The sequence below is a fragment of the Acidiphilium sp. C61 genome (genome assembly GCF_905116885.1).
Taxonomy (GTDB): Bacteria; Pseudomonadota; Alphaproteobacteria; order Acetobacterales; family Acetobacteraceae; genus Acidiphilium.
Genome location: NZ_CAJHNI010000005.1, coordinates 1,667,802 through 1,685,533, shown reverse-complemented (window position 1 = coordinate 1,685,533; position 17,732 = coordinate 1,667,802). Strand labels below are relative to the sequence as shown.

At 68.9% G+C, this 17,732-nt stretch carries 15 protein-coding genes and 1 pseudogene; 9 read left to right on the top strand and 7 right to left on the bottom strand.

Annotated elements, in window-relative coordinates:
- Window positions 1-62: 62 nt before the first annotated feature.
- Together istB and istA are read right to left on the bottom strand one after the other, a co-directional pair.
- A complete protein-coding gene (gene istB, locus HUW10_RS10705) occupies window positions 63-818 on the bottom strand; it encodes an IS21-like element helper ATPase IstB (RefSeq protein ID WP_174502216.1) in 756 nt (251 codons plus the stop codon).
- 11 nt (window positions 819-829) lie between these two features.
- Window positions 830-2,371 (bottom strand): IS21 family transposase, encoded by a 1,542-nt coding sequence (gene istA / locus HUW10_RS10700; RefSeq protein ID WP_174502215.1) that lies wholly within the window; start codon window positions 2,369-2,371, stop codon window positions 830-832.
- Window positions 2,372-2,464: 93 nt separating this feature from the next.
- Here istA and HUW10_RS10695 point away from each other — a divergent pair, with 93 nt between their 5' ends.
- A complete protein-coding gene (locus HUW10_RS10695; protein ID WP_174503489.1) occupies window positions 2,465-2,920 on the top strand; it encodes a hypothetical protein in 456 nt (151 codons plus the stop codon).
- A gap of 67 nt (window positions 2,921-2,987) precedes the next feature.
- Here the strand turns inward: HUW10_RS10695 and HUW10_RS10690 are convergent, their stop codons facing one another.
- Window positions 2,988-4,076, bottom strand: coding sequence for a glycosyltransferase family 4 protein (locus HUW10_RS10690; protein ID WP_174503488.1), 1,089 nt, complete (start codon window positions 4,074-4,076; stop codon window positions 2,988-2,990).
- A gap of 151 nt (window positions 4,077-4,227) precedes the next feature.
- On the opposite strand from HUW10_RS10690, the gene HUW10_RS10685 reads away from it, so the two are divergent.
- Window positions 4,228-5,400 (top strand): aminoacetone oxidase family FAD-binding enzyme, encoded by a 1,173-nt coding sequence (locus HUW10_RS10685; protein ID WP_174503487.1) that lies wholly within the window; start codon window positions 4,228-4,230, stop codon window positions 5,398-5,400.
- Between the two features lie 66 nt (window positions 5,401-5,466).
- Here HUW10_RS10685 and HUW10_RS10680 read toward each other — a convergent pair whose 3' ends face one another.
- The 4 genes from HUW10_RS10680 to HUW10_RS10665 form a co-directional block, all read right to left on the bottom strand.
- Complete coding sequence (locus tag HUW10_RS10680; protein WP_174503486.1) at window positions 5,467-7,125, bottom strand: tetratricopeptide repeat protein; 1,659 nt, start codon at window positions 7,123-7,125, stop codon at window positions 5,467-5,469.
- Window positions 7,126-7,174: 49 nt separating this feature from the next.
- Window positions 7,175-7,642 carry a DNA polymerase III subunit chi gene (locus tag HUW10_RS10675; protein ID WP_174503485.1) on the bottom strand — a complete coding sequence of 156 codons (468 nt, stop codon included), beginning with the start codon at window positions 7,640-7,642 and terminating at the stop codon, window positions 7,175-7,177.
- Between the two features lie 4 nt (window positions 7,643-7,646).
- A complete protein-coding gene (locus tag HUW10_RS10670) occupies window positions 7,647-8,753 on the bottom strand; it encodes an Mrp/NBP35 family ATP-binding protein (RefSeq protein ID WP_174503484.1) in 1,107 nt (368 codons plus the stop codon).
- 71 nt (window positions 8,754-8,824) lie between these two features.
- Window positions 8,825-10,879, bottom strand: coding sequence for a thioredoxin domain-containing protein (locus HUW10_RS10665; protein ID WP_174503483.1), 2,055 nt, complete (start codon window positions 10,877-10,879; stop codon window positions 8,825-8,827).
- A 99-nt stretch (window positions 10,880-10,978) separates the two neighbouring features.
- On the opposite strand from HUW10_RS10665, the gene HUW10_RS10660 reads away from it, so the two are divergent.
- The 7 genes and pseudogenes from HUW10_RS10660 (at window position 10,979) to HUW10_RS10630 (ending at window position 17,627) form a co-directional block, all read left to right on the top strand.
- Entirely contained in the window at window positions 10,979-11,329 is a 351-nt protein-coding gene (locus tag HUW10_RS10660) for a ferredoxin (protein WP_174503482.1), read from the top strand.
- Window positions 11,326-12,627 carry a tRNA uridine-5-carboxymethylaminomethyl(34) synthesis GTPase MnmE gene (gene mnmE / locus HUW10_RS10655; protein WP_174503481.1) on the top strand — a complete coding sequence of 434 codons (1,302 nt, stop codon included), beginning with the start codon at window positions 11,326-11,328 and terminating at the stop codon, window positions 12,625-12,627. Before HUW10_RS10660 ends, mnmE begins: the two co-directional genes overlap by 4 nt.
- 35 nt (window positions 12,628-12,662) lie before the next feature.
- Window positions 12,663-14,393, top strand: a complete 1,731-nt coding sequence (gene mnmG / locus HUW10_RS10650; protein ID WP_174503480.1) for a tRNA uridine-5-carboxymethylaminomethyl(34) synthesis enzyme MnmG — start codon at window positions 12,663-12,665, stop codon at window positions 14,391-14,393.
- An 83-nt stretch (window positions 14,394-14,476) separates the two neighbouring features.
- Complete coding sequence (rsmG, locus tag HUW10_RS10645; protein ID WP_371808625.1) at window positions 14,477-15,046, top strand: 16S rRNA (guanine(527)-N(7))-methyltransferase RsmG; 570 nt, start codon at window positions 14,477-14,479, stop codon at window positions 15,044-15,046.
- A complete protein-coding gene (locus tag HUW10_RS10640) occupies window positions 15,036-15,827 on the top strand; it encodes a ParA family protein (protein ID WP_174503478.1) in 792 nt (263 codons plus the stop codon). Before rsmG ends, HUW10_RS10640 begins: the two co-directional genes overlap by 11 nt.
- Window positions 15,824-16,705 (top strand): ParB/RepB/Spo0J family partition protein, encoded by an 882-nt coding sequence (locus HUW10_RS10635; RefSeq protein WP_174503477.1) that lies wholly within the window; start codon window positions 15,824-15,826, stop codon window positions 16,703-16,705. Before HUW10_RS10640 ends, HUW10_RS10635 begins: the two co-directional genes overlap by 4 nt.
- A gap of 167 nt (window positions 16,706-16,872) precedes the next feature.
- Window positions 16,873-17,627: pseudogene (locus HUW10_RS10630) on the top strand (IS5 family transposase).
- Window positions 17,628-17,732: the final 105 nt, after the last annotated feature.

Here is a 17,732-nt window from a genome sequence, read left to right as displayed (position 1 = left end):
CGGCGGTCATGGTGGATCGCTGCCACTGACGGTTGCGCCGTCTCATTTTTCCGTGGGGTTCGTCAAGCGCCCTGATCGGATTGTGTGGTGACGGCGTGACGCTTGCGCAGGCTCGGTCCCTTCAGTTCGATGCGATGGGCGCGGTGCACGACGCGGTCCAGGATCGCATCTCCCAGGGTGGGATCCCCCACCAGGTCATGCCAGCGATTCACGGGCACCTGGCTGGTCACCAGCAGGGAGCCCTTTTCATAACGATCATCAACGATTTCCAGTAGGTCGCGGCGCTGCTCGGCGGTCAGGGGCTCGGGTCCCCAATCATCGATGATGAGCAGGCGGGTGCGTTCAAGGGCCGCCAACATCCGGGGCAATCTTCCTTCGCCGCGCGCCGTCGCGAGTTCGGCAAACAGGCGTGGCGCCCGCCGATAGAGGACCGAGAAGCCCTCCCGGCACGCCTTGTGGCCGAGCGCGCAGGCGAGCCATGATTTGCCCACGCCGGTCGGGCCGCTGATGACCAGATGCTGGCTGTGCGAGATCCATTCGCAACCGGCAAGTTTGTGGAACAGGGCTCGGTCCAGACCGCGCGGTGTCCGGAAGTCAGTATCCTCGACAACCGCATTCTGGCGCAGCCGCGCCTGGCTCAGCCTGCGGGCGAGGCGCTTGTTGTCCCGGCTGGTTGCCTCACGGTCGACCAGCAACCCGAGCCAATCCTCGCGGGTCAGATCGTCAGCCGCCGATTGGTTCTGCATCTCGATGAACGCGTCGGCCATTGCCGTCAGGCCGAGGCCGCGCAGGCGCTCCACCATGGGATGGATCAGCATCTTGTTTCCTTTCAGTGATAGTAGCCGGGGCCACGGATGTTCTCGTGGAACAGGCTGGGTTGTTCGGTCTTGTCCGTGGTCTTCCTCTCCTGAGCATTCTTCAGGATCGCAGCGACCGAGCCGTAGGAGCGGGTTCCGAGTGCCAAGGCACGGGCGCAGGCGGCATCCAGCCGCTCGGGGTCGTAGCGCTTTGCCAATCCGAGGATGCCAATGCAGGAGCGGAACCCCTGTTCGGGATGCGGGCGCGAGCGCAGGATGATTTCGACCAGGGCGGCGGTGTCGTCACCGACCGCAGTGGCTTCGCGCAATATCCGTTCGTGGGTCCAATCGCGATAGCGCCGATGCGAACTCGGCATGTGATCCGCGATTGTGGTCGGCCGGTGCTGGCGGAAGCTGCGCTGGTGCGTGGCCACCAGCTTGCCCCGGTGGAAGATTTCCACCGTCTTCGCCGTGATCCGTGCCTCTACTGTTTCGCGGATCAACCGGAACGGCACCGAGTAAAAGTGCTTGTCGATCTCGACATGGTAATCGAGGTTCACGCGGCAGCGCTTCCAGTCCGCGTATTCGTAAGGCGTGGGCGGCAGTGGTTGCAGGGCCGGGCGGTCGAGCTGCTCATAGAGCGCCCGCCGGTTGGTGCCCCAGCCGCGCATCGGTCGATCGTTCACCTGATCGACCAATTCGCGAATCGCCTGGTTCAATTCAGCCAGCGAGAAGAAGCGGCGGTTGCGCAGCCGTGCCAGGATCCAGCGCTGGACCACCTGCACGCCGACCTCGGCCTTCGCCTTGTCCCGCGGCTTGTAAGGCCGCGCCGGAATGATCGCGGTGCCGTAATGCGCCGCCATGTCGGCGTAGGTGCGGTTCACCGTCGGCTCATAAAAGCACGCGCGCGTGATCCCCGCGCGCAGATTGTCGCTGACGATCTGCCGCGGCGTGCCGCCAATCGCGGTCAACGCGTTAACGTGCGCGCCGATCCAGTCCGCCAGCCCCTGGCTCCAGGTCGCTTCGGCGTAGATGAAGCTCGAGGCACCGAGTACGGCAACAAAGATTTCGGCCCGCCGGATCTCCCCGCTCGCCCCATCGATCACTTCCATGGCGTGGCCAGCGAAGTCGACGAACAGCCGCTCTCCCGCCATATGCACCTGGCGCAGCGTCGGCTTCAGACGACCCACCCATTCCCGGTAGAGATCGCAAAACCAGGAGTAGCTGAACCCGTCCTGGCCGCCGGTGCCGGCCCGGTATTCTTCCCACAGCAGCGACAGCGTCACATTCGGCCGGCGCAATTCACGATGCACCGCCGCCCAATCCGGCACCGGCCGGCGGTCCGGCGCAACATCCGGCAGCGGCGGATATAGCAGCGTCTCAAGCTGCGCGTCGCCAAGGTCTTCAGGCAGAGGCCAATTCAATCCCGCCAGCCGCGCCCGGCTCAGGTAACTGTTCACAGCTCCTACGCTCAGACCCGTACTACCCGCAATCGCTCGCTGGCTCAGTCCCTGCGCAAATCGCAGCCGCAAAACATCACGTATCTTCCGCATCGACAATCTCTCTCCCGGCATTCCCATCCCTCGCTGCTCAGCAAAGGATCGGGATTACCCCTGGTTGAAGACTGTCAGCAGCGGCGCCCCACCATCGCACTCCAGGACACGTTCATGAGCACCCGAACCGGTGTTCACGATCCGCCGGAATCCGCGTTCATGATCAACCGGATTAGGCGTTCACAATCAAACGGAATCGATGTTCACAATCAACCGGAACGCGCAGACCGGCTCCACTTTGCGGCGCTCTGGAATGCGGCGAACTGCCTCGTCAGGCGGAAATCATTGTCCATCACTCTCCGCGCGGCCGTTGCCGCCGGTTGTCTCGACGCTGAGTTCAAACCTCAGACGCAGCCGAATTGGGACCGGCTCGGCGGTTGGCTCGGGAGGGTCGGTACCGATATCGGTGTCGGAGTCGTGACTGACAGAGCGGGTGCGCTTCGTCTCGCCGGAGCGTTCGGCAGCCATGCGAAGCACGTATATTTCCCCTATCCTCATCTTTTCGATCCTAGCGCTAAATCGGAAGCGAGGGGGCAGTTCCTTGTGGTCAGCAAACCGAGTAAATTCTAGCGGGGGTTACAGCACTATCCGATCGGTTAGAATCATTTGATCGGATAGTGCTCTAAAAGGCGTCGACCTATCCCCAATCGCCGATCCGCGCCGCCCGTGCCTGGTGGGCGACGAAGCCGGCCCACAGGCCGAAGGGGATCAGCGGCGCGAACACCACCACGGGTTTCCACCCCGTCGGCGCGCCGAGAAACCAGATGACGACGAGCCCGCCGAATGCCGCAAACCCCCAATAGACGATGGCGATCAGCCGCGGATCGACCCCGGCGCGATGCGCCACCTGATAGAGATGCCCGCGATGCGCGCGCGCCAGGTTTTTCCCCGCCAGCGCCCGCCGCGCCAGGGTGAACGCCACGTCGAGCAACACGCCCGAGAGCAGCAGCGGCACCACCAGGAACGAGAGCTGCATGTCCTGGTAATGCGTCGCCGCAATCCCGAGCACGGCCAGCATGAAGCCGCAGAACTGGCTGCCGACATCGCCCATGAAAATCCGCGCGCGCGGCCAGTTGAACGGCATGAACCCGGCCACCCCGCCGGCCAGCAGCAGCGCCGTGGTATAGACGAAGAAACCGCCATGCAGCCCGGCAATGCCGGCGAGAAACAGGCAGGTCACCAGCGTGGTGCCCGCCGCGAGCCCGTCCAGCCCGTCGATGAAGTTCATCGCATTGGTGACGAACAGGATCCAGCCGAGCGAGAGCACCGGCCCCGCAGCGCCGAGCGCGACCCCGCCGACCAGCGGCAGGTCGAACCGCACCGCCGAAATCCCTGATCCCACCGCGACTAGCGCGGCGGCGAGCTGGGCGCCGAGCTTCACCGCGAAGGGAAAATCCCGCAAATCGTCGAGCAGCGACACCGCCGCGATCAGCACGGCCGCCGCGATCACCCCGAGAAACACCGGTGCGGCCAGCCGCGACACATGCCCATAGCGATAGAGCAGCACGATGCCGAGCAGAAACGCGCTGACGATGCCGACCCCGCCGGCCTTCGGCATCACCTGCGTATGGGCCTTGCGCGCGTCCGGCCGGTCCGGCACGCCGATGGCGATCATCAGCCGCACGACGAAGCCGGAAAACAGCGCCAGCCCGGCGAACAGCGCCAGATGTCGCGGCAAGGCCAGCGAGGCGATGCCGGAATGGGGAAAATATGAGACCGTGTTCATGCGGCGTTATCCATGAACGAAGTTCGGCGCCGCATCAATCTGGCCGTTCATCTGCCCTCCGCAGCCATGGCAAGCCGGCCCTGAGGCGCCCTTGGTGCCGCCGCGCGCCTGCTTTATGGCGGGTGAAGCGGTTGGTTCGCTGGGAGCAGACATGCGGCAGTTCGACGTGATCATTCTGGGCGCCGGCGCCGCCGGGCTGATGGCCGCGATCGCCGCCGGCCGGCGCGGCCGCCGTGTGCTGGTGCTCGACCATGCGCCCGAACCCGGCCGCAAGATCCTGATCTCCGGCGGCGGGCGGTGCAATTTCACCAACATCCACACGGCGCCGGACCGCTTCTTCTCGGAAAACCGCCGCTTCTGCGCCTCGGCGCTGGCCGGGTTCCGGCCACGGGATTTTCTCGCCATGGTCGAGGCGCACCGCATCGCCTGGCATGAAAAGACGCTCGGCCAGCTGTTCTGCGATGGCTCGGCCCGCGCCATCGTCGACATGCTGCTCGCCGAATGCGCCGCCGCCGGCGTCGAGATCCGCACCCATTGCACCATCAGCGAGATCGGCGGCGCGCCGGATTTCCGCCTCGCCACTTCGGCCGGTCCCGTCGCTGCCGGATCGCTGATCCTCGCCACTGGCGGCCTGTCGATCCCGAAACTCGGCGCCACCGGCTTCGCCCATGATCTCGCCGCCCGCTTCGGCCTGCGCATCGTGGCGCCGCGTCCGGCGCTGGTGCCCTTCGTGCTGGAGGGCGAGGAGCGCGCCCGCGCCACTCCGCTCGCCGGCGTCTCGCAGCCGGTGGTGGCCACCTGCGGCCGCACCCGCTTCCGCGAGGCAATGCTGTTCACCCATCGCGGCCTGTCCGGCCCCGCCATCCTCCAGGTCTCCACCGCCTGGCGCGCCGGCCTGACCATCGGCATCGACCTGCTGCCCGACGAAAGCCCGGACTTCCTGCTCCGCCGCAAGCGCGAGGCTCCGAAATCCGGGCTGCGCACGCTGCTCGGCGGGGTGATGCCGCAGCGCATGGCGGACGCATTCCTGCCCCCGACGCTGCCACCCGGCCCGATCGCTGCGATCGCCGACCGCGCCCTGCTCGACCTCGCCGCCCGGCTCAAATCCTGGACCATCCTGCCAGCCGGCACCGAGGGCTACGCCAAGGCCGAAGTCACCGCCGGCGGGGTGGATACGGCGGATCTGTCGCAGCGCACCCTGGCGGCGACCGGCGTGCCCGGCCTGTTCGTGGTGGGCGAGGCGGTGGATGTCACCGGCTGGCTGGGGGGCTACAATTTCCAGTGGGCCTGGGCCAGCGGCTGGGCCGCCGGCAGCGCGGCCTGACTGGCCCGGCTTGACTGGACCGGCTTGACTGGGGCGGTCTGACTGGCGCGGTCCGGCCGGCGTCGCTCAGGCCGTTGCCCGCGCTGTCCCGCCAAAGATCGGCGCATTGCCCGCGCCGGTGATCGCCGCGCGGCCCAACTCGGGCGAAGTCTTGCCGGCGGCATCGGCCTTCGGCGCCGCCCTGGCTGCCACGCCGGCGCCCGCCACGCTGGTCTCCGCCACGCTGGTCTCCGTCACGTCGGCAGGGCGCGGCGCGGGTTTGCGGGCGGGGGTGTGGGTGGCGGCGAAGCTGCGCAGATCGGCGGCCACGCGGTCGAGCACCGAGGCCCAATCTCCCTGGGTCGTCTGGCGATAGATCCGCATGCTCGGATACCAGGGCGAGTCCGCGCGATCCTGCATCCAGCGCCAGCACCCGTCGCGGCGCGACAGCATCCAGACCGGGGTTCCCAGCGCGCCGGCAAGGTGCGCCACCGAGGTATCCACCGTAATCACGAGGTCGAGCTGCTCGACCAGCGCCGCGGTATCCGCGAAATCCGTGACCTCGCCCATGAGATCGACCGCCTCCAGCGCCGCCGGCAGCCCGGTGCGGTCCTTTTGCAGGTTGTAGAACCGGACCGGCCCGATGCCGGCGAGGCGGGTGAGCTGCGTGGGATCGCCGATCGAGCGGCGCCGGTCGATCACCTCGCAATCGATGTCATCGGGCCGCGAGCCGCCGGCCCAGACGAGGCCGACGCGTAGCTTCGGCTCGTCCCCGACCCGCGCCGCCCAGTCCGCCCGCAGCGCGTCCGGCGGGGCGAGATATGGGATGCTCGCCGGTATCGTCTCGATGGTGGTGCCGAACAGCCAGGGCAGGCTCATCAGCAGGGCGTGCATGTCGGCTCGCGGGGGGGCGTCGCCGCGCGTGACCACCTCTGCGACACTCTCGACACTGCGGGCCAGGCGCGCGAGTTCCGGCGGCACGTCGAGCACCACCTCGGCGCCGCGCGCGGCCACCAGTGGCGCATAGCGGATGAATTGCAGCGTATCGCCCAGCCCCTGTTCGGCGACGAGCAGGACACGGCGGCCGGCCAGATCCTCGCCGCGCCACGCAGGCCCGGCCTCGGCGGCAACCGGCTGGCGCCCGCGCCATTCATGCTCGGCCCAGCCGCGCCGGAAATCGCCCGCCGCCAGCAGGGTGAGGGAGAGATTGTAGCGCCAGGTCGGGTTGCTCGGCTCCAGCCGGTAGCAGCGCTCATGCATGACCAGCGCCGCGCCGACCTCGCCGAGGCAATGCAGCGCGTTGGCGAGATTGTTCAGCACGCCGCCATGCAGCGGGCTGCGCGCCAGCGCCTCGCCATAGACCCGCGCCGCCTCGTTGAATTCGCCGAGATCGAAATGCTTGCCGCCGAGGCAGATCAGCGCATCGATGTTGTCCGGCATTTGCGCGACGCCTTCGAGCGCCATCGCCTTGGCCTGCTCGAACAGGCCAAGCTGCCGCAGCGCCTCGGCCATGCCGCAATAGGCGAGGCCGAGCCGCGGTGCCACCCGCACGCAGGCGAGATAGGCCTCGATCGCCTCTTTCGGCCGGCCTGACATTTGCAGCGCATTGGCGCGGTTGAGCAACACCTCCGGTTGGCCCGGCGCGTGTTCGAGGCAGGCGGTGAAGAGGGCGGCAGCCTCCTCGTGACGCCCGGCGGCAACGGCTTGATTGCCGCCCTCGAACAATTGTCTGGCGTGTGCATCCATCGGCGGGGGACCCTCTTGGTCGTCGAGCCCCGAACCTCGCATGAAAAGCTTAACGCGGCGTTTCCGGCGCGACCTCCGCCTGCTTGATCCAGCCGGATTCGCCCTGCTGCCAGTAGGTCAGCGCGTGGCCTTCGGCGCGCGCCGCCTTCCAGCGCGCCCGCGCCGCCGCAACCGCGTCCGGATCGTTGCCGTCGAACAGGTCGAATACCCGCTCGAACCGGTCCAGCGCCGCCGTGGCCCCGTCCACCAGGAACAGGAACCGCGCGCCGTTCGGCACATCCTCCCCGGTGGTGAGCCAGATCGGCTGGTGGGCGCCATGACCCATCGCGGCGGTGCCGTGGGGCAGCCAGTCCACCCCCGGGGCACGCCAGAGGGCGGCGTCCAGCGCCTCGATCCGGGCGGGGTCGGTGCCGCGCACCACCGCCCGCGCGCCGGCGGCGAGGGTGCGGGCGAGCAGGGCGGGCAGGGCGGCTTCCAGCCCGGTGCGCGTCAGGTGGTAGAAGCCGAGCTGCGCCATCGTCTCATTCGATGACGATGCGCGGCCCGCGCGCCGGCCCGGCGCCGTCGAGCCCGGCCGCCACTGCCGTGGCTACCGCGGCGAAGGCGCGCCCGGCCTCGCTCTCCGGCGCGCTGGCGACGATCGGCGTGCCAGCATCCGAGGTCTCGCGGATCGGCGCCAGAAGCGGCACCGCGCCGAGGAACGGCACGCCGAGCCGCCCCGCTTCGGCCTCGGCGCCGCCATGGCCGAAAATATCGGTCCGCGTGCCGCAATTCGGGCAGCAGAAGAAGCTCATGTTCTCGACCACGCCGAGGATCGGCACGCGCACCTGGCGGAACATCGAGATGCCGCGCCGCGCATCGAGCAGCGAAATGTCCTGCGGGGTGGAGACGATCACCGCGCCGGCGAGCTTCAGCCGCTGGGCGAGGGTGAGCTGCACGTCGCCAGTGCCGGGCGGCAGGTCGAGCACCATCACATCCAGCTCGGGCCAGGCGACCTGCGTCATCAGCTGGGTCAGCGCGTTGAGCACCATCGGCCCGCGCCAGACCATCGCGGTTTCCTCCTCGACGACATGGCCGATCGAGATCGCCTTCAGCCCCCAGGCCTCGATGGGCACGAGCTTGTTGCCCGCCATCTCGGGTTTGCCCTTCGTGCCGAGCATGCGCGGCAGCGAGGGGCCGTAGATGTCGGCATCGAGCAGGCCGACGCGCTTGCCCTGCCGCGCCAGGGCGACAGCGAGATTGACCGCGACGGTCGATTTCCCGACCCCGCCCTTGCCGGAGGCGACCGCGACGATCGAGCCCACCTGGCCGAGCAGTGTGCCCGGCTCCTGCGCCTGGGCTTGGGCCTGGGCCTGGGCCTGGGCCTGTGGCTGCGGGGCGGCGGCGCGTGGGGCGGTGAACATCACCGTCGCGTTGCGCACCCCCGGCATCGCGGCGAGATCGGCCTCCAGCGCCCGGCGCATCGGCTCCTGCCGCGCGGCATCCGCCTTCGCCACCATCAGTGCCACCTGCACCAGCCCCTCGCGGGTGGCGACGCTGTCCACCATGCCGGCGGGAATGCCCGCGCCCTCCGCGGTCCGGAAGGCGCCGATGCGCGCGCGCACCGCAGTTTCGTCTATCGCAGCCATGATCTGTCCTTGTCTGCCTCTGGGTCAGCCTGTGGTCGGGTTTACGCCACGCCGGTTTACGCCACGCTGGTTTACGCCACGCCGGCGCGTTGGGAAATCTGGCCGCGCAGCAGCGCCGGATCGCTCACCGGCAGCGAGCAGGCCTGGGCGCGGCAGACGAAGGCGGCGGGTTCGGCGGCAATCTTGCCATGCGCCGGGTGGCCGTCCGGCAACGATGCGGCATTGCCCACCGGCAGCACCACCACCGCCGGGTCGAAATGGGCGAGGGCGGCGCGGTGGAGTGCGGCGAAACGCGGATCGGCGGCATCGCCGACGATGACGACGCTCGCCCCCTCCTCCAGCAGCGCCGCGGCACCGAGCAGGGTGGGGAAGGCGGACAGGGCCCGCCGCTCGCCGGTATGCGCGCCGATCAGCGCCGCCGCCGCATCGCGATGCGCGGCGCTGCCGGTCAGATGATGCAGGATCGCCAGCCCCTCGGCGAACAGGCCGGCGCCGGAGGGGGTCGCATTGTCGAACGAGGCGCGCGGACGAAGGCCGCCGGGCAGGTCGGCCGCGTCCGCAGCCGTGAGGTAGAGCCCGCCCTGGCCGTCGCCGTAGGCGGCCAGTGTCACCGTGGCGATCCGTTCCGCCTGGTCGAGATAGGTGGCGCGCCCGGTTGCCTGGTAGAGGGCGATTGTGGCGCGCAGCATCGCCGCCTGGTCGTCGAGCAGGCCGGCGGCCGCGATCTTGCCCCGGCGGAGCGCATGGTCGAACCGGCCGTCCTCGCGGCCGAGCAGGGCGGTGACGGCGCCGTGCGCCGCGACGGCGAGATCGAGCCAGTCGTGCCGGGCGAAGACCGCGCTCGCCCGCGCCAGTGCCGTGATGGCCAGCCCATTCCAGTCGGCCAGGATCTTGTCGTCCCAGCCGGGCCGCACCCTGCCTTCGCGGGCGGCGAAGAGGCGGGCGCGCAGGGCGGCGAGGCGCGCCTCGGTCTCGGGGTGTTCGGGGTGGGTCGCGCGGGTGAGGATCAGCTTGCCCTCCCAGTTGCCGGCGGCGGGGCAGGGGTAATGATCCTCGAACAGCGCCATGTCCGGCCCCAGCACGGCGGCGATCTCGTCGCGCGTCCAGACATAGAACTTGCCTTCCTCGCCCTCGGAATCCGCGTCTTCCGAGGCTGCGAAGGCGAGCGTGCCATCCGGCGCGGGGTCGTGCCGCGCCCGCATGTCCCGCCGCAGCCACTCGACCAGCTCATCGGCGCGGGCGGCCAGCAGCAGGTCCGGCTCGGCGGCATGGGCGAGGGCGAGCAGGTCGAGCAGCTGCGCGTTGTCGTAGAGCATCTTCTCGAAATGCGGCACCAGCCAGCTCGCATCGGTGGCGTAACGGGCGAAGCCGCCGCCGAGATGGTCGCAGATGCCGCCCTGCGCCATCCGCGCGAGCATCAGGGCGACGACCGCGCCCGCCTCGTGCCGGCCGGTGCGGGCATATTCGCTCCAGAGGAAGCGGAAGATTGGCGCGTTGGGGAATTTCGGCGCGCCGCGCAGCCCGCCTTCCTCCCAGTCCATCATGCCGAGGAACCGCTCGGTCACCGCCGTGAGGTCGCCGGGGGCGATCGGCGCGCCGGGCTTCAGCTCGGCGTGGGCGGCGATGCGCTTGAGCAGGGATGCGCCGCTGCGGGCGAATTTCTCCCCATCCTTGGTCCAGGCATCCGCGACCATTTCCAGCACCTGGCGGAAGGAGGGCCGGCCCCAGCGCGGCTCGGGCGGGAAATAGGTGCCGCCGAAGACCGGCGCGCCATCCGGCGTCATGATCACGGTGAGTGGCCAGCCGCCCTGCTCGCCCATCGCCTGCACCGCCGCCATGTAGATGACATCGATATCCGGCCGTTCCTCGCGATCGACCTTGATGTTGACGTAAAGCCGGTTCATCAGCGCCGCCGTCGCCGGATCCTCGAAGCTCTCATGCGCCATCACGTGGCACCAGTGGCAGGCGGCATAGCCGATCGAGAGCAGGATCAGCCGGTTCGCCGCCCGTGCTGCCGTAAGCGTCGCGTCCGACCACATCTGCCAGTGCACCGGATTGTCGGCGTGCTGGAGCAGATAGGGCGAGGTGGCGTCGGCGAGGGTGTTGCGGTCGAGCGTGCTGGACATGGAGCTGCGGACTTTCTGAAGCGGTTCTGCTCCGGTAGATAGCAGTCCGGCGCCCGAACGCGAGGGCTCTTCCCGAGATTGATATGAAAGCTGAACGACATGAATGATGTTCCGGCACAGCCTCCCTATTTCGCCCATCACGTCTTTGTCTGCGGCAATCACCGGCCGGAGGGACATCCGCGCGGCTCCTGCGGCGGCAAGGGATCGGAGAAACTGCGCGATTACATGAAGGCGCGGGCGAAGGAACTCGGGCTGCAAGGCGTGCGCATCAACGCCGCCGGCTGTCTCGACCGCTGCGAGCACGGGCCGACAATGGTGATCTACCCGGCGGGACGCTGGTATCGCGTGCCGGACCGCGATGCGGTGGACCGCATCCTGATCGAGGATGTGCAGGGTGGCCGACCGGTCGCCGAGCTGATGCTGCCGGCCGAGGTCGCGCCGGCAAAATGAGTCTCGCTCCGCCCGACGTGATCTTCGCGCCGGCGAGCGGCGTCGGCGGCGCCATCTCGCTCCTCCGCCTCAGCGGGGCGGGGGTGGCGCGGGTGATCGGGGCGCTGGCCGGCAGCCTGCCGGCGCCGCGCCACGCGAGCCTGCGGAGTTTCCGCGATGCGCGGCGCGGGATCATCGACCGGGGGCTGCTGCTGTGGTTTCCCGGCCCGGCCAGCGTGACCGGCGAGGATTATGCCGAATTCCACCTGCATGGCGGGCGGGCGGTGCGCGCGGCGATCACCGCCGCCCTGCTCGACCTCGGCGCGCGGCCGGCGGAACCGGGCGAGTTCTCCCGCCGCGCCTTCCTCAACGGCCGGCTCGACCTGCTGGAGGCCGAGGGCATTGCCGACCTGATCGACGCCGAGACCGAGGCGCAGCGGCAACTCGCGCTCGACCTTGCCGGCGGGGCGATGAGCCGCGCGGTTGCCGCCTGGCGGGAGGCGCTGATCGGGCTGATGGCGCAGCTCGCCGCCCTGATCGACTTCGCCGATGAAGACCTGCCCCCGGCGGTGGAAGCCGGGATGCTGGCCGCGATGGCGCGGCTGCGCGACGAGATCGCGGTGGCCATCGGCGCCGGGCTTGCGGCGGAACGGCTGCGCGAGGGGGTGGAGATCGTCGTGCTCGGCGCGCCGAATGCCGGCAAATCCACCCTGGTCAACGCGCTGGCCGGCGAGGAGGTCGCGATCGTCTCCGACATTCCGGGGACGACGCGCGATGCGATCGGCGTGCGGCTCGACCTTGCCGGGGTTCCGGTCCGGCTGGTGGACACGGCGGGGCTGCGACGGTCGGACGATGCGATCGAGGCGGAGGGCGTGCGCCGGGCCGAGGCTCATGCGCGCCGGGCGGATCTTTTGCTGCTCTGCGGTGCCGCGCCCGATTTCGCACTCCCCGACGCGCCCGCAGGTGTGCCGGCGCTACGGATTGCGACGAAGGCGGATCTGGCCGGCGCGGTGCCGGAGGGGATGCTGGCGGTGAGTGCCCGGACGGGCGCGGGGCTGGCGGAATTGCTGGTCGCGTTGCGCGCGCGGGTGGAGGCGCTGGTCGAGCGCGGCGCCGGGCCGGCGCTGCCGCGGCCGCGGCAGATCGCCTGCCTGCGCGATGTCGCGGCGGCGCTGGACCGGGCGCTTGCCATCGACGTGCCGGAATTGCGGGCCGAGGAGATGCAGGCGGCGGCGGCGGCGCTGGCCCGGCTGACCGGGACGATCGGCGTCGAGGACGTGCTCGACCAGGTATTTTCCAGCTTCTGCATCGGCAAATAGCCTTCCCCTCGGCAAATGGTGCTATAGGCCCGCGCATGACGAGCTTGCGCGAGATGTTCGATGTTGTGGTGATCGGCGGTGGCCATGCCGGCACCGAGGCGGCGGCGGCGGCGGCGCGGATGGGGGCGCGGACGCTGCTGCTGACCCACCGGCGAGACCGGATCGGCGAGATGTCGTGCAATCCGGCGATCGGCGGGATCGGCAAGGGGCATCTGGTGCGCGAGATCGACGCGCTGGATGGCATCATGGGCCGGGCCGCGGATGCTGCCTGCATCCATTTCAAGATGCTCAACCGCAGCAAGGGGCCGGCCGTGTGGGGCCCGCGCGCACAGGCCGATCGGGGGCTGTATCGCGCGGCGGTGCAGGCGCTGCTGGCCGCGCAGGATGGATTGACGATCCTCGAAGGCGAGGCGGCCGATCTTGAATTGACGGCGGATGGAGCGCTGGCGGCGGTGATTACCGGCGCGGGCGGGCGCATCGCCTGCCGGGCGGCGGTGCTGACCACGGGCACCTTCCTGCGTGGTGTGTTGCATTTTGGCGAGCGCACGGAGGAAGGCGGGCGGGTTGGCGATGCGGCGTCGAACGCGCTGTCGGCGCGGCTGCGCGGGCTGGGCCTGGCGCTCGGCCGGCTCAAGACCGGCACGCCGGCGCGGCTGGACCGGCGCTCGATCGAATGGGAGGCGCTGCCGGAGGATCGGGGGGAGGCGGAGCCGGCGCCGTTCAGCCTGCTCACCGGGCGGATTACCAACCCGCAAATCTCCTGCCGGATCAGCGAGACGACGCCGCAGACCCATGCGATCATCAACGCCAATTTGCACCGCTCGGCGGTTTATGGCGGGCGGATCGACGGTGCGGGACCGCGCTATTGCCCCTCGATCGAGGACAAGGTGGTGCGCTTCGCCGAGCGGCCCCGGCATCAGGTGTTTCTGGAGCCGGAGGGGCTGGAGGACGAGACGGTTTATCCGAACGGAATTTCGACCAGCCTGCCGGAAGAGGTGCAGGAAGCGTTCATCCGCACCATGCCGGGGCTTTCCGGCGCCGTGTTGCTGCGGCCGGGCTATGCGGTTGAGTATGATTATGTCGATCCGCGCGAGTTGAGCCACGCGCTGGCGCTGAAGAAGGTGCCGGGGCTGTTCCTGGCCGGGCAGATCAATGGCACCACCGGGTATGAGGAGGCGGGCGCGCAGGGGCTGCTGGCCGGCGTGAACGCGGCGCTGGTCGCGGCGGGGCGAGCCGTGGTCTCGGTGCGCCGGCATGAGGGGTATATCGGTGTGCTGGTGGATGATCTGGTGACGCGGGGGGTCAGCGAGCCCTACCGGATGTTCACCTCGCGGGCGGAGCATCGGCTGAGCTTGCGGGCGGACAATGCCGATTTGCGGCTGACCCCGCGCGGGCTGGACTGGGGCTGCATCGGCCCGGCGCGGCGGGCGGCGTTCGCGGCACTTGAGGTCGAGGTTGCGGCGGTGCGCGCGGGCAGCGCGGGCGGCGCGCGGGCGGCGGCGATCGTTGCGGCGGACCGGCTTTATGAAGGGTATCTGGCGCGGCAGGAGAGCGAGATTCGCGCGCGGGCGAAGGATGATGCGGTGCTGATCCCGCCGGATTTCGACTATGGCGTTGTTGGCGGCCTGTCCGCCGAAATCCTTGCCCGGCTCGAGCGGGTGCGCCCGGAAACGCTCGGGGTGGCCGGCCGGCTCGAGGGTATGACCCCGGCGGCGCTGGGGGCGTTGTTCGCCGCCCTGCGCCGGCCGCGCGCGGTCGCGGCATGAGCGTCGCGGCGGCGGATCGCGCGGGGGAAAATGTTTCACGTGAAACATTGGCGCGGATCGAGGCTATTGTTTCACGTGAAACATTGGTCCGACTTGAGGCCTATTCCGCGCTGATCCTGCGCTGGACGGCGCGGATCAACCTCGTCTCCCGCAAGGATGCCGGCGCCGCGGATATCTGGAACCGGCATATTCTCGATTCGCTCCAGCTGCTGCCGCTGATCCCGCAGGGGGCGTTCCGTGCGGCGGATCTCGGCTCCGGCGGCGGGTTGCCGGGGCTGGTGCTGGCGATCGCCCGGCCGGATATCAGCTTCACCCTGATCGAATCCGACCGGCGCAAGGCGGCGTTTCTGCAAACGGCGATTGCCGAACTCAAGCTCGCGGCCACGGTTTTGCCGGTGCGGATCGAGCAGGTGCGGCTCGATCCGGTTGAGCTGGTGACCGCCCGCGCCCTGGCCCCGCTTCCCGAGTTGCTCGGCTATGCCGCGCCGTTACTCGCGCCGGGCGGGAAATGCGTGCTTCTCAAGGGGCGTTCGGCGATGGCCGAATTGACCGCGGCGTGCGAGAACTGGCACATGAACGCTGAACACGTCCCGAGTCTGACCGATCCCGGGGCCATGATTTTCCGCATCAGCGAGTTACGCCGTGCAACCTAAGATCATCGCAATCGCGAACCAGAAAGGCGGCGTGGGCAAGACCACCACCGCCATCAACCTCGCGACGGCGCTGGCCGCGACCGGCGAGCGTGTGTTGCTGATCGACCTCGATCCGCAGGGCAATGCGAGCACCGGCTTCGGCATCGCCACCGGCGAGCGGGGCATCGGCAGCTACGCGCTGATGACCGGCGAGGCCCCGGCCGCGACCCTGGTGCTGCCGACCGAGGTGCCGGGCCTGCTGATCATTCCCGCGACCGAGGATCTGATCGGCGCCGATATCGAGTTTTCCGGCGCCGAGGCGCGCGAGCGGCTGGTGCAGCGGGCGCTGGCCGAGCCAGGGCTGGCCGGGCAGTTCGGCTATGTGTTCATCGACTGCCCGCCCGGCCTCGGCCTGCTGACGCTGAACGCGCTGGTGGCGGCCTCTTCGGTGCTGATCCCGCTGCAATGCGAGTTTTTCGCGCTGGAGGGGATCAGTCAGCTGATGCGGACAATCGATCTGGTGCGTCATTCGCTCAATCCGGGCCTGGCGCTTGAAGGGGTGGTGCTGACCATGTTCGACCGACGGAACAATCTCGCCCAGGCCGTGTCGGACGATGTGCGGGCCTATTTCGGCGCCCGGGTATTCGGCACCGCGATTCCGCGCAACATCCGCATCACCGAATCGCCGAGCCACGGCAAGCCGGTGCTGCTCTATGATTTCCGCTCGATCGGCGCACAGGCCTATGTGTCGCTCGCGGCGGAATTCCTGCAGCGTCAGGCCGTGGCGGAGGCAAGCCTGTGAGCGGGCGGGATATGCCGCGCCGGCTCGGCAAGGGGCTGGCGGAGCTGCTCGGGCCCGGCACCGTGGCGGCGGCCGGACAGGCCGTCAGCGGCGAGGGCGTGCGGCATCTGCCGGTCGCATCGCTGCATCCGGGCCCGTTCCAGCCCCGCCGGGCGATGGACGAAGCGGCGCTCGAGGAACTGGCGGAATCGCTCAGGACGCAGGGCGTGCTGCAGCCGTTGCTGGTGCGGGCGATGCCGGGGAAGGCCGGGCAATATGAGATCATCGGCGGCGAGCGGCGCTGGCGCGCGGCGCAGCGTGCCGGCCTGCACGAGGTGCCGGTGCTGGTCCGCGCCCTGACCGACAGCGAGGCGATGGCGGCGGGGCTGGTGGAGAACCTCCAGCGGCTGGATCTCGACCCGATCGAGGAGGCGGAGGGCTATCGCCGCCTGGTCGAGGAATTCGGGCTGATCCAGGAGGATCTGGCGCGGGCGGTCGCCAAGTCGCGCCCGCATGTCGCCAACATGATGCGGCTGCTGAACCTGCCGGTGCCGGTGCAGACCGCGCTGCGCAACGGCGAGCTGAGCGCCGGCCATGCCCGCGCCCTGCTCCAGCACCCCGACCCCGAGGCAGCGGCACGGATGATCGCGGCGAAGCGGCTCTCGGTGCGGCAGACCGAGGCGCTGGTTCAGTCGGCACTGGCGCCGAAGCCCGAGCGCGCGCCGCGCGAGCTCCAGGACGACAGCGTGACGCGCAACCTCGAAGTCGAGTTGGCCGGGGCGCTCGGCCTGCGGGTCAAGGTCACGTATGACGGAAAAAGCGGCGCAGTGTCGCTGTTCTACCGCGATCTCGACCAGCTGGACGGCATTCTGCGGCTGCTGCGCGGCGGGAGCGACTAGAGCATTACCCGATCAGATGGACTCATCTGATCGGGTAAAGATGCTCGGTTTGTCAGTATGATAGAGCACTACATCCGATCCAAAAGGATCGGAACGTGCTCTAGGTTCTGTACCTATTGCCATGACTACGGGGCGTCTGATTCAAGTCTGTTTGGAGGACTTGGAACATGGCGGAACTTTTCTGGCTGAACGACACGCAATGGGCTGCGATCGAACCATTGCTGCCGAAGCTTGGCGGCAAGCCTCGGGTTGATGACCGCCGGGTGCTGAGCGGCATCCTGCATCGCTTTCGCGAGGGCTTGCGATGGCGAGCGCTTCCTGAGGCCTATGGGCCACGAACCACTGTGTTCAACCGGTTCAACCGCTGGAGCCAGCGTGGCCTCTGGCAGGAGATCTTCGCGGCGCTTGTCGCCTGCGCGGATCCGCCGCGCATCGCCATGGTGGACAGCACCTCGGTTCGGGCACATCGCGCGGCCGCGGGCGGTAAAGGGGGGCGCAAAGCCAGGCCATCGGCCGGTCGAGGGGTGGACGGACGACCAAGATCCACGCCGTCGCAGATGAGCAGGGACGCATCGCCGCACTCCTCCTGACGCCAGGACAGGCCTCCGACATCAGCGGCGCGAGGGCGCTTCTGCCCACAATACCGCCACCAGAAGAGCTGATCGCCGACAAAGCCTACGACGCTGATGATCTTCGCGCCTTCCTCACCCGCCAAGGCACCAGGCCGGTGATCTCGCCCATGCCCAACCGCCGCGCCATTCCGCACTTCGACCCCGTCGCCTACAGAAAGCGCAATCTCATCGAACGCGCCTTCTGTAGGCTCAAGGACTGGCGCGCCATCGCCACACGATATGACAAAACCGCACGAAATTTCCTCGCTGGTATTTGCCTCGTCCTCGCCGTCACATCATGGATCAGTTGAGTCCAGAACCTAGAGCATCACCCGATCAGATAAAGATCCTCTTGCGTTCAATATGTTTGCGCGCGTTCCGACCCTGATGGATCGGAACGCGCGCAAGACTTGCCG

Excerpts from the sequence above, each read along its gene's own strand:
- istB (WP_174502216.1), bottom strand. The coding sequence starts at position 818 with ATGCTGATCCATCCCATGGTGGAGCGCCTGCGCGGCCTCGGCCTGACG.
- istA (WP_174502215.1), bottom strand. The coding sequence starts at position 2,371 with ATGCCGGGAGAGAGATTGTCGATGCGGAAGATACGTGATGTTTTGCGG.
- HUW10_RS10695 (WP_174503489.1), top strand. The coding sequence starts at position 2,465 with ATGAGCACCCGAACCGGTGTTCACGATCCGCCGGAATCCGCGTTCATG.
- HUW10_RS10690 (WP_174503488.1), bottom strand. The coding sequence starts at position 4,076 with ATGAACACGGTCTCATATTTTCCCCATTCCGGCATCGCCTCGCTGGCC.
- HUW10_RS10685 (WP_174503487.1), top strand. The coding sequence starts at position 4,228 with ATGCGGCAGTTCGACGTGATCATTCTGGGCGCCGGCGCCGCCGGGCTG.
- HUW10_RS10680 (WP_174503486.1), bottom strand. The coding sequence starts at position 7,125 with ATGGATGCACACGCCAGACAATTGTTCGAGGGCGGCAATCAAGCCGTT.
- HUW10_RS10675 (WP_174503485.1), bottom strand. The coding sequence starts at position 7,642 with ATGGCGCAGCTCGGCTTCTACCACCTGACGCGCACCGGGCTGGAAGCC.
- HUW10_RS10670 (WP_174503484.1), bottom strand. The coding sequence starts at position 8,753 with ATGGCTGCGATAGACGAAACTGCGGTGCGCGCGCGCATCGGCGCCTTC.
- HUW10_RS10665 (WP_174503483.1), bottom strand. The coding sequence starts at position 10,879 with ATGTCCAGCACGCTCGACCGCAACACCCTCGCCGACGCCACCTCGCCC.
- HUW10_RS10660 (WP_174503482.1), top strand. The coding sequence starts at position 10,979 with ATGAATGATGTTCCGGCACAGCCTCCCTATTTCGCCCATCACGTCTTT.
- mnmE (WP_174503481.1), top strand. The coding sequence starts at position 11,326 with ATGAGTCTCGCTCCGCCCGACGTGATCTTCGCGCCGGCGAGCGGCGTC.
- mnmG (WP_174503480.1), top strand. The coding sequence starts at position 12,663 with ATGACGAGCTTGCGCGAGATGTTCGATGTTGTGGTGATCGGCGGTGGC.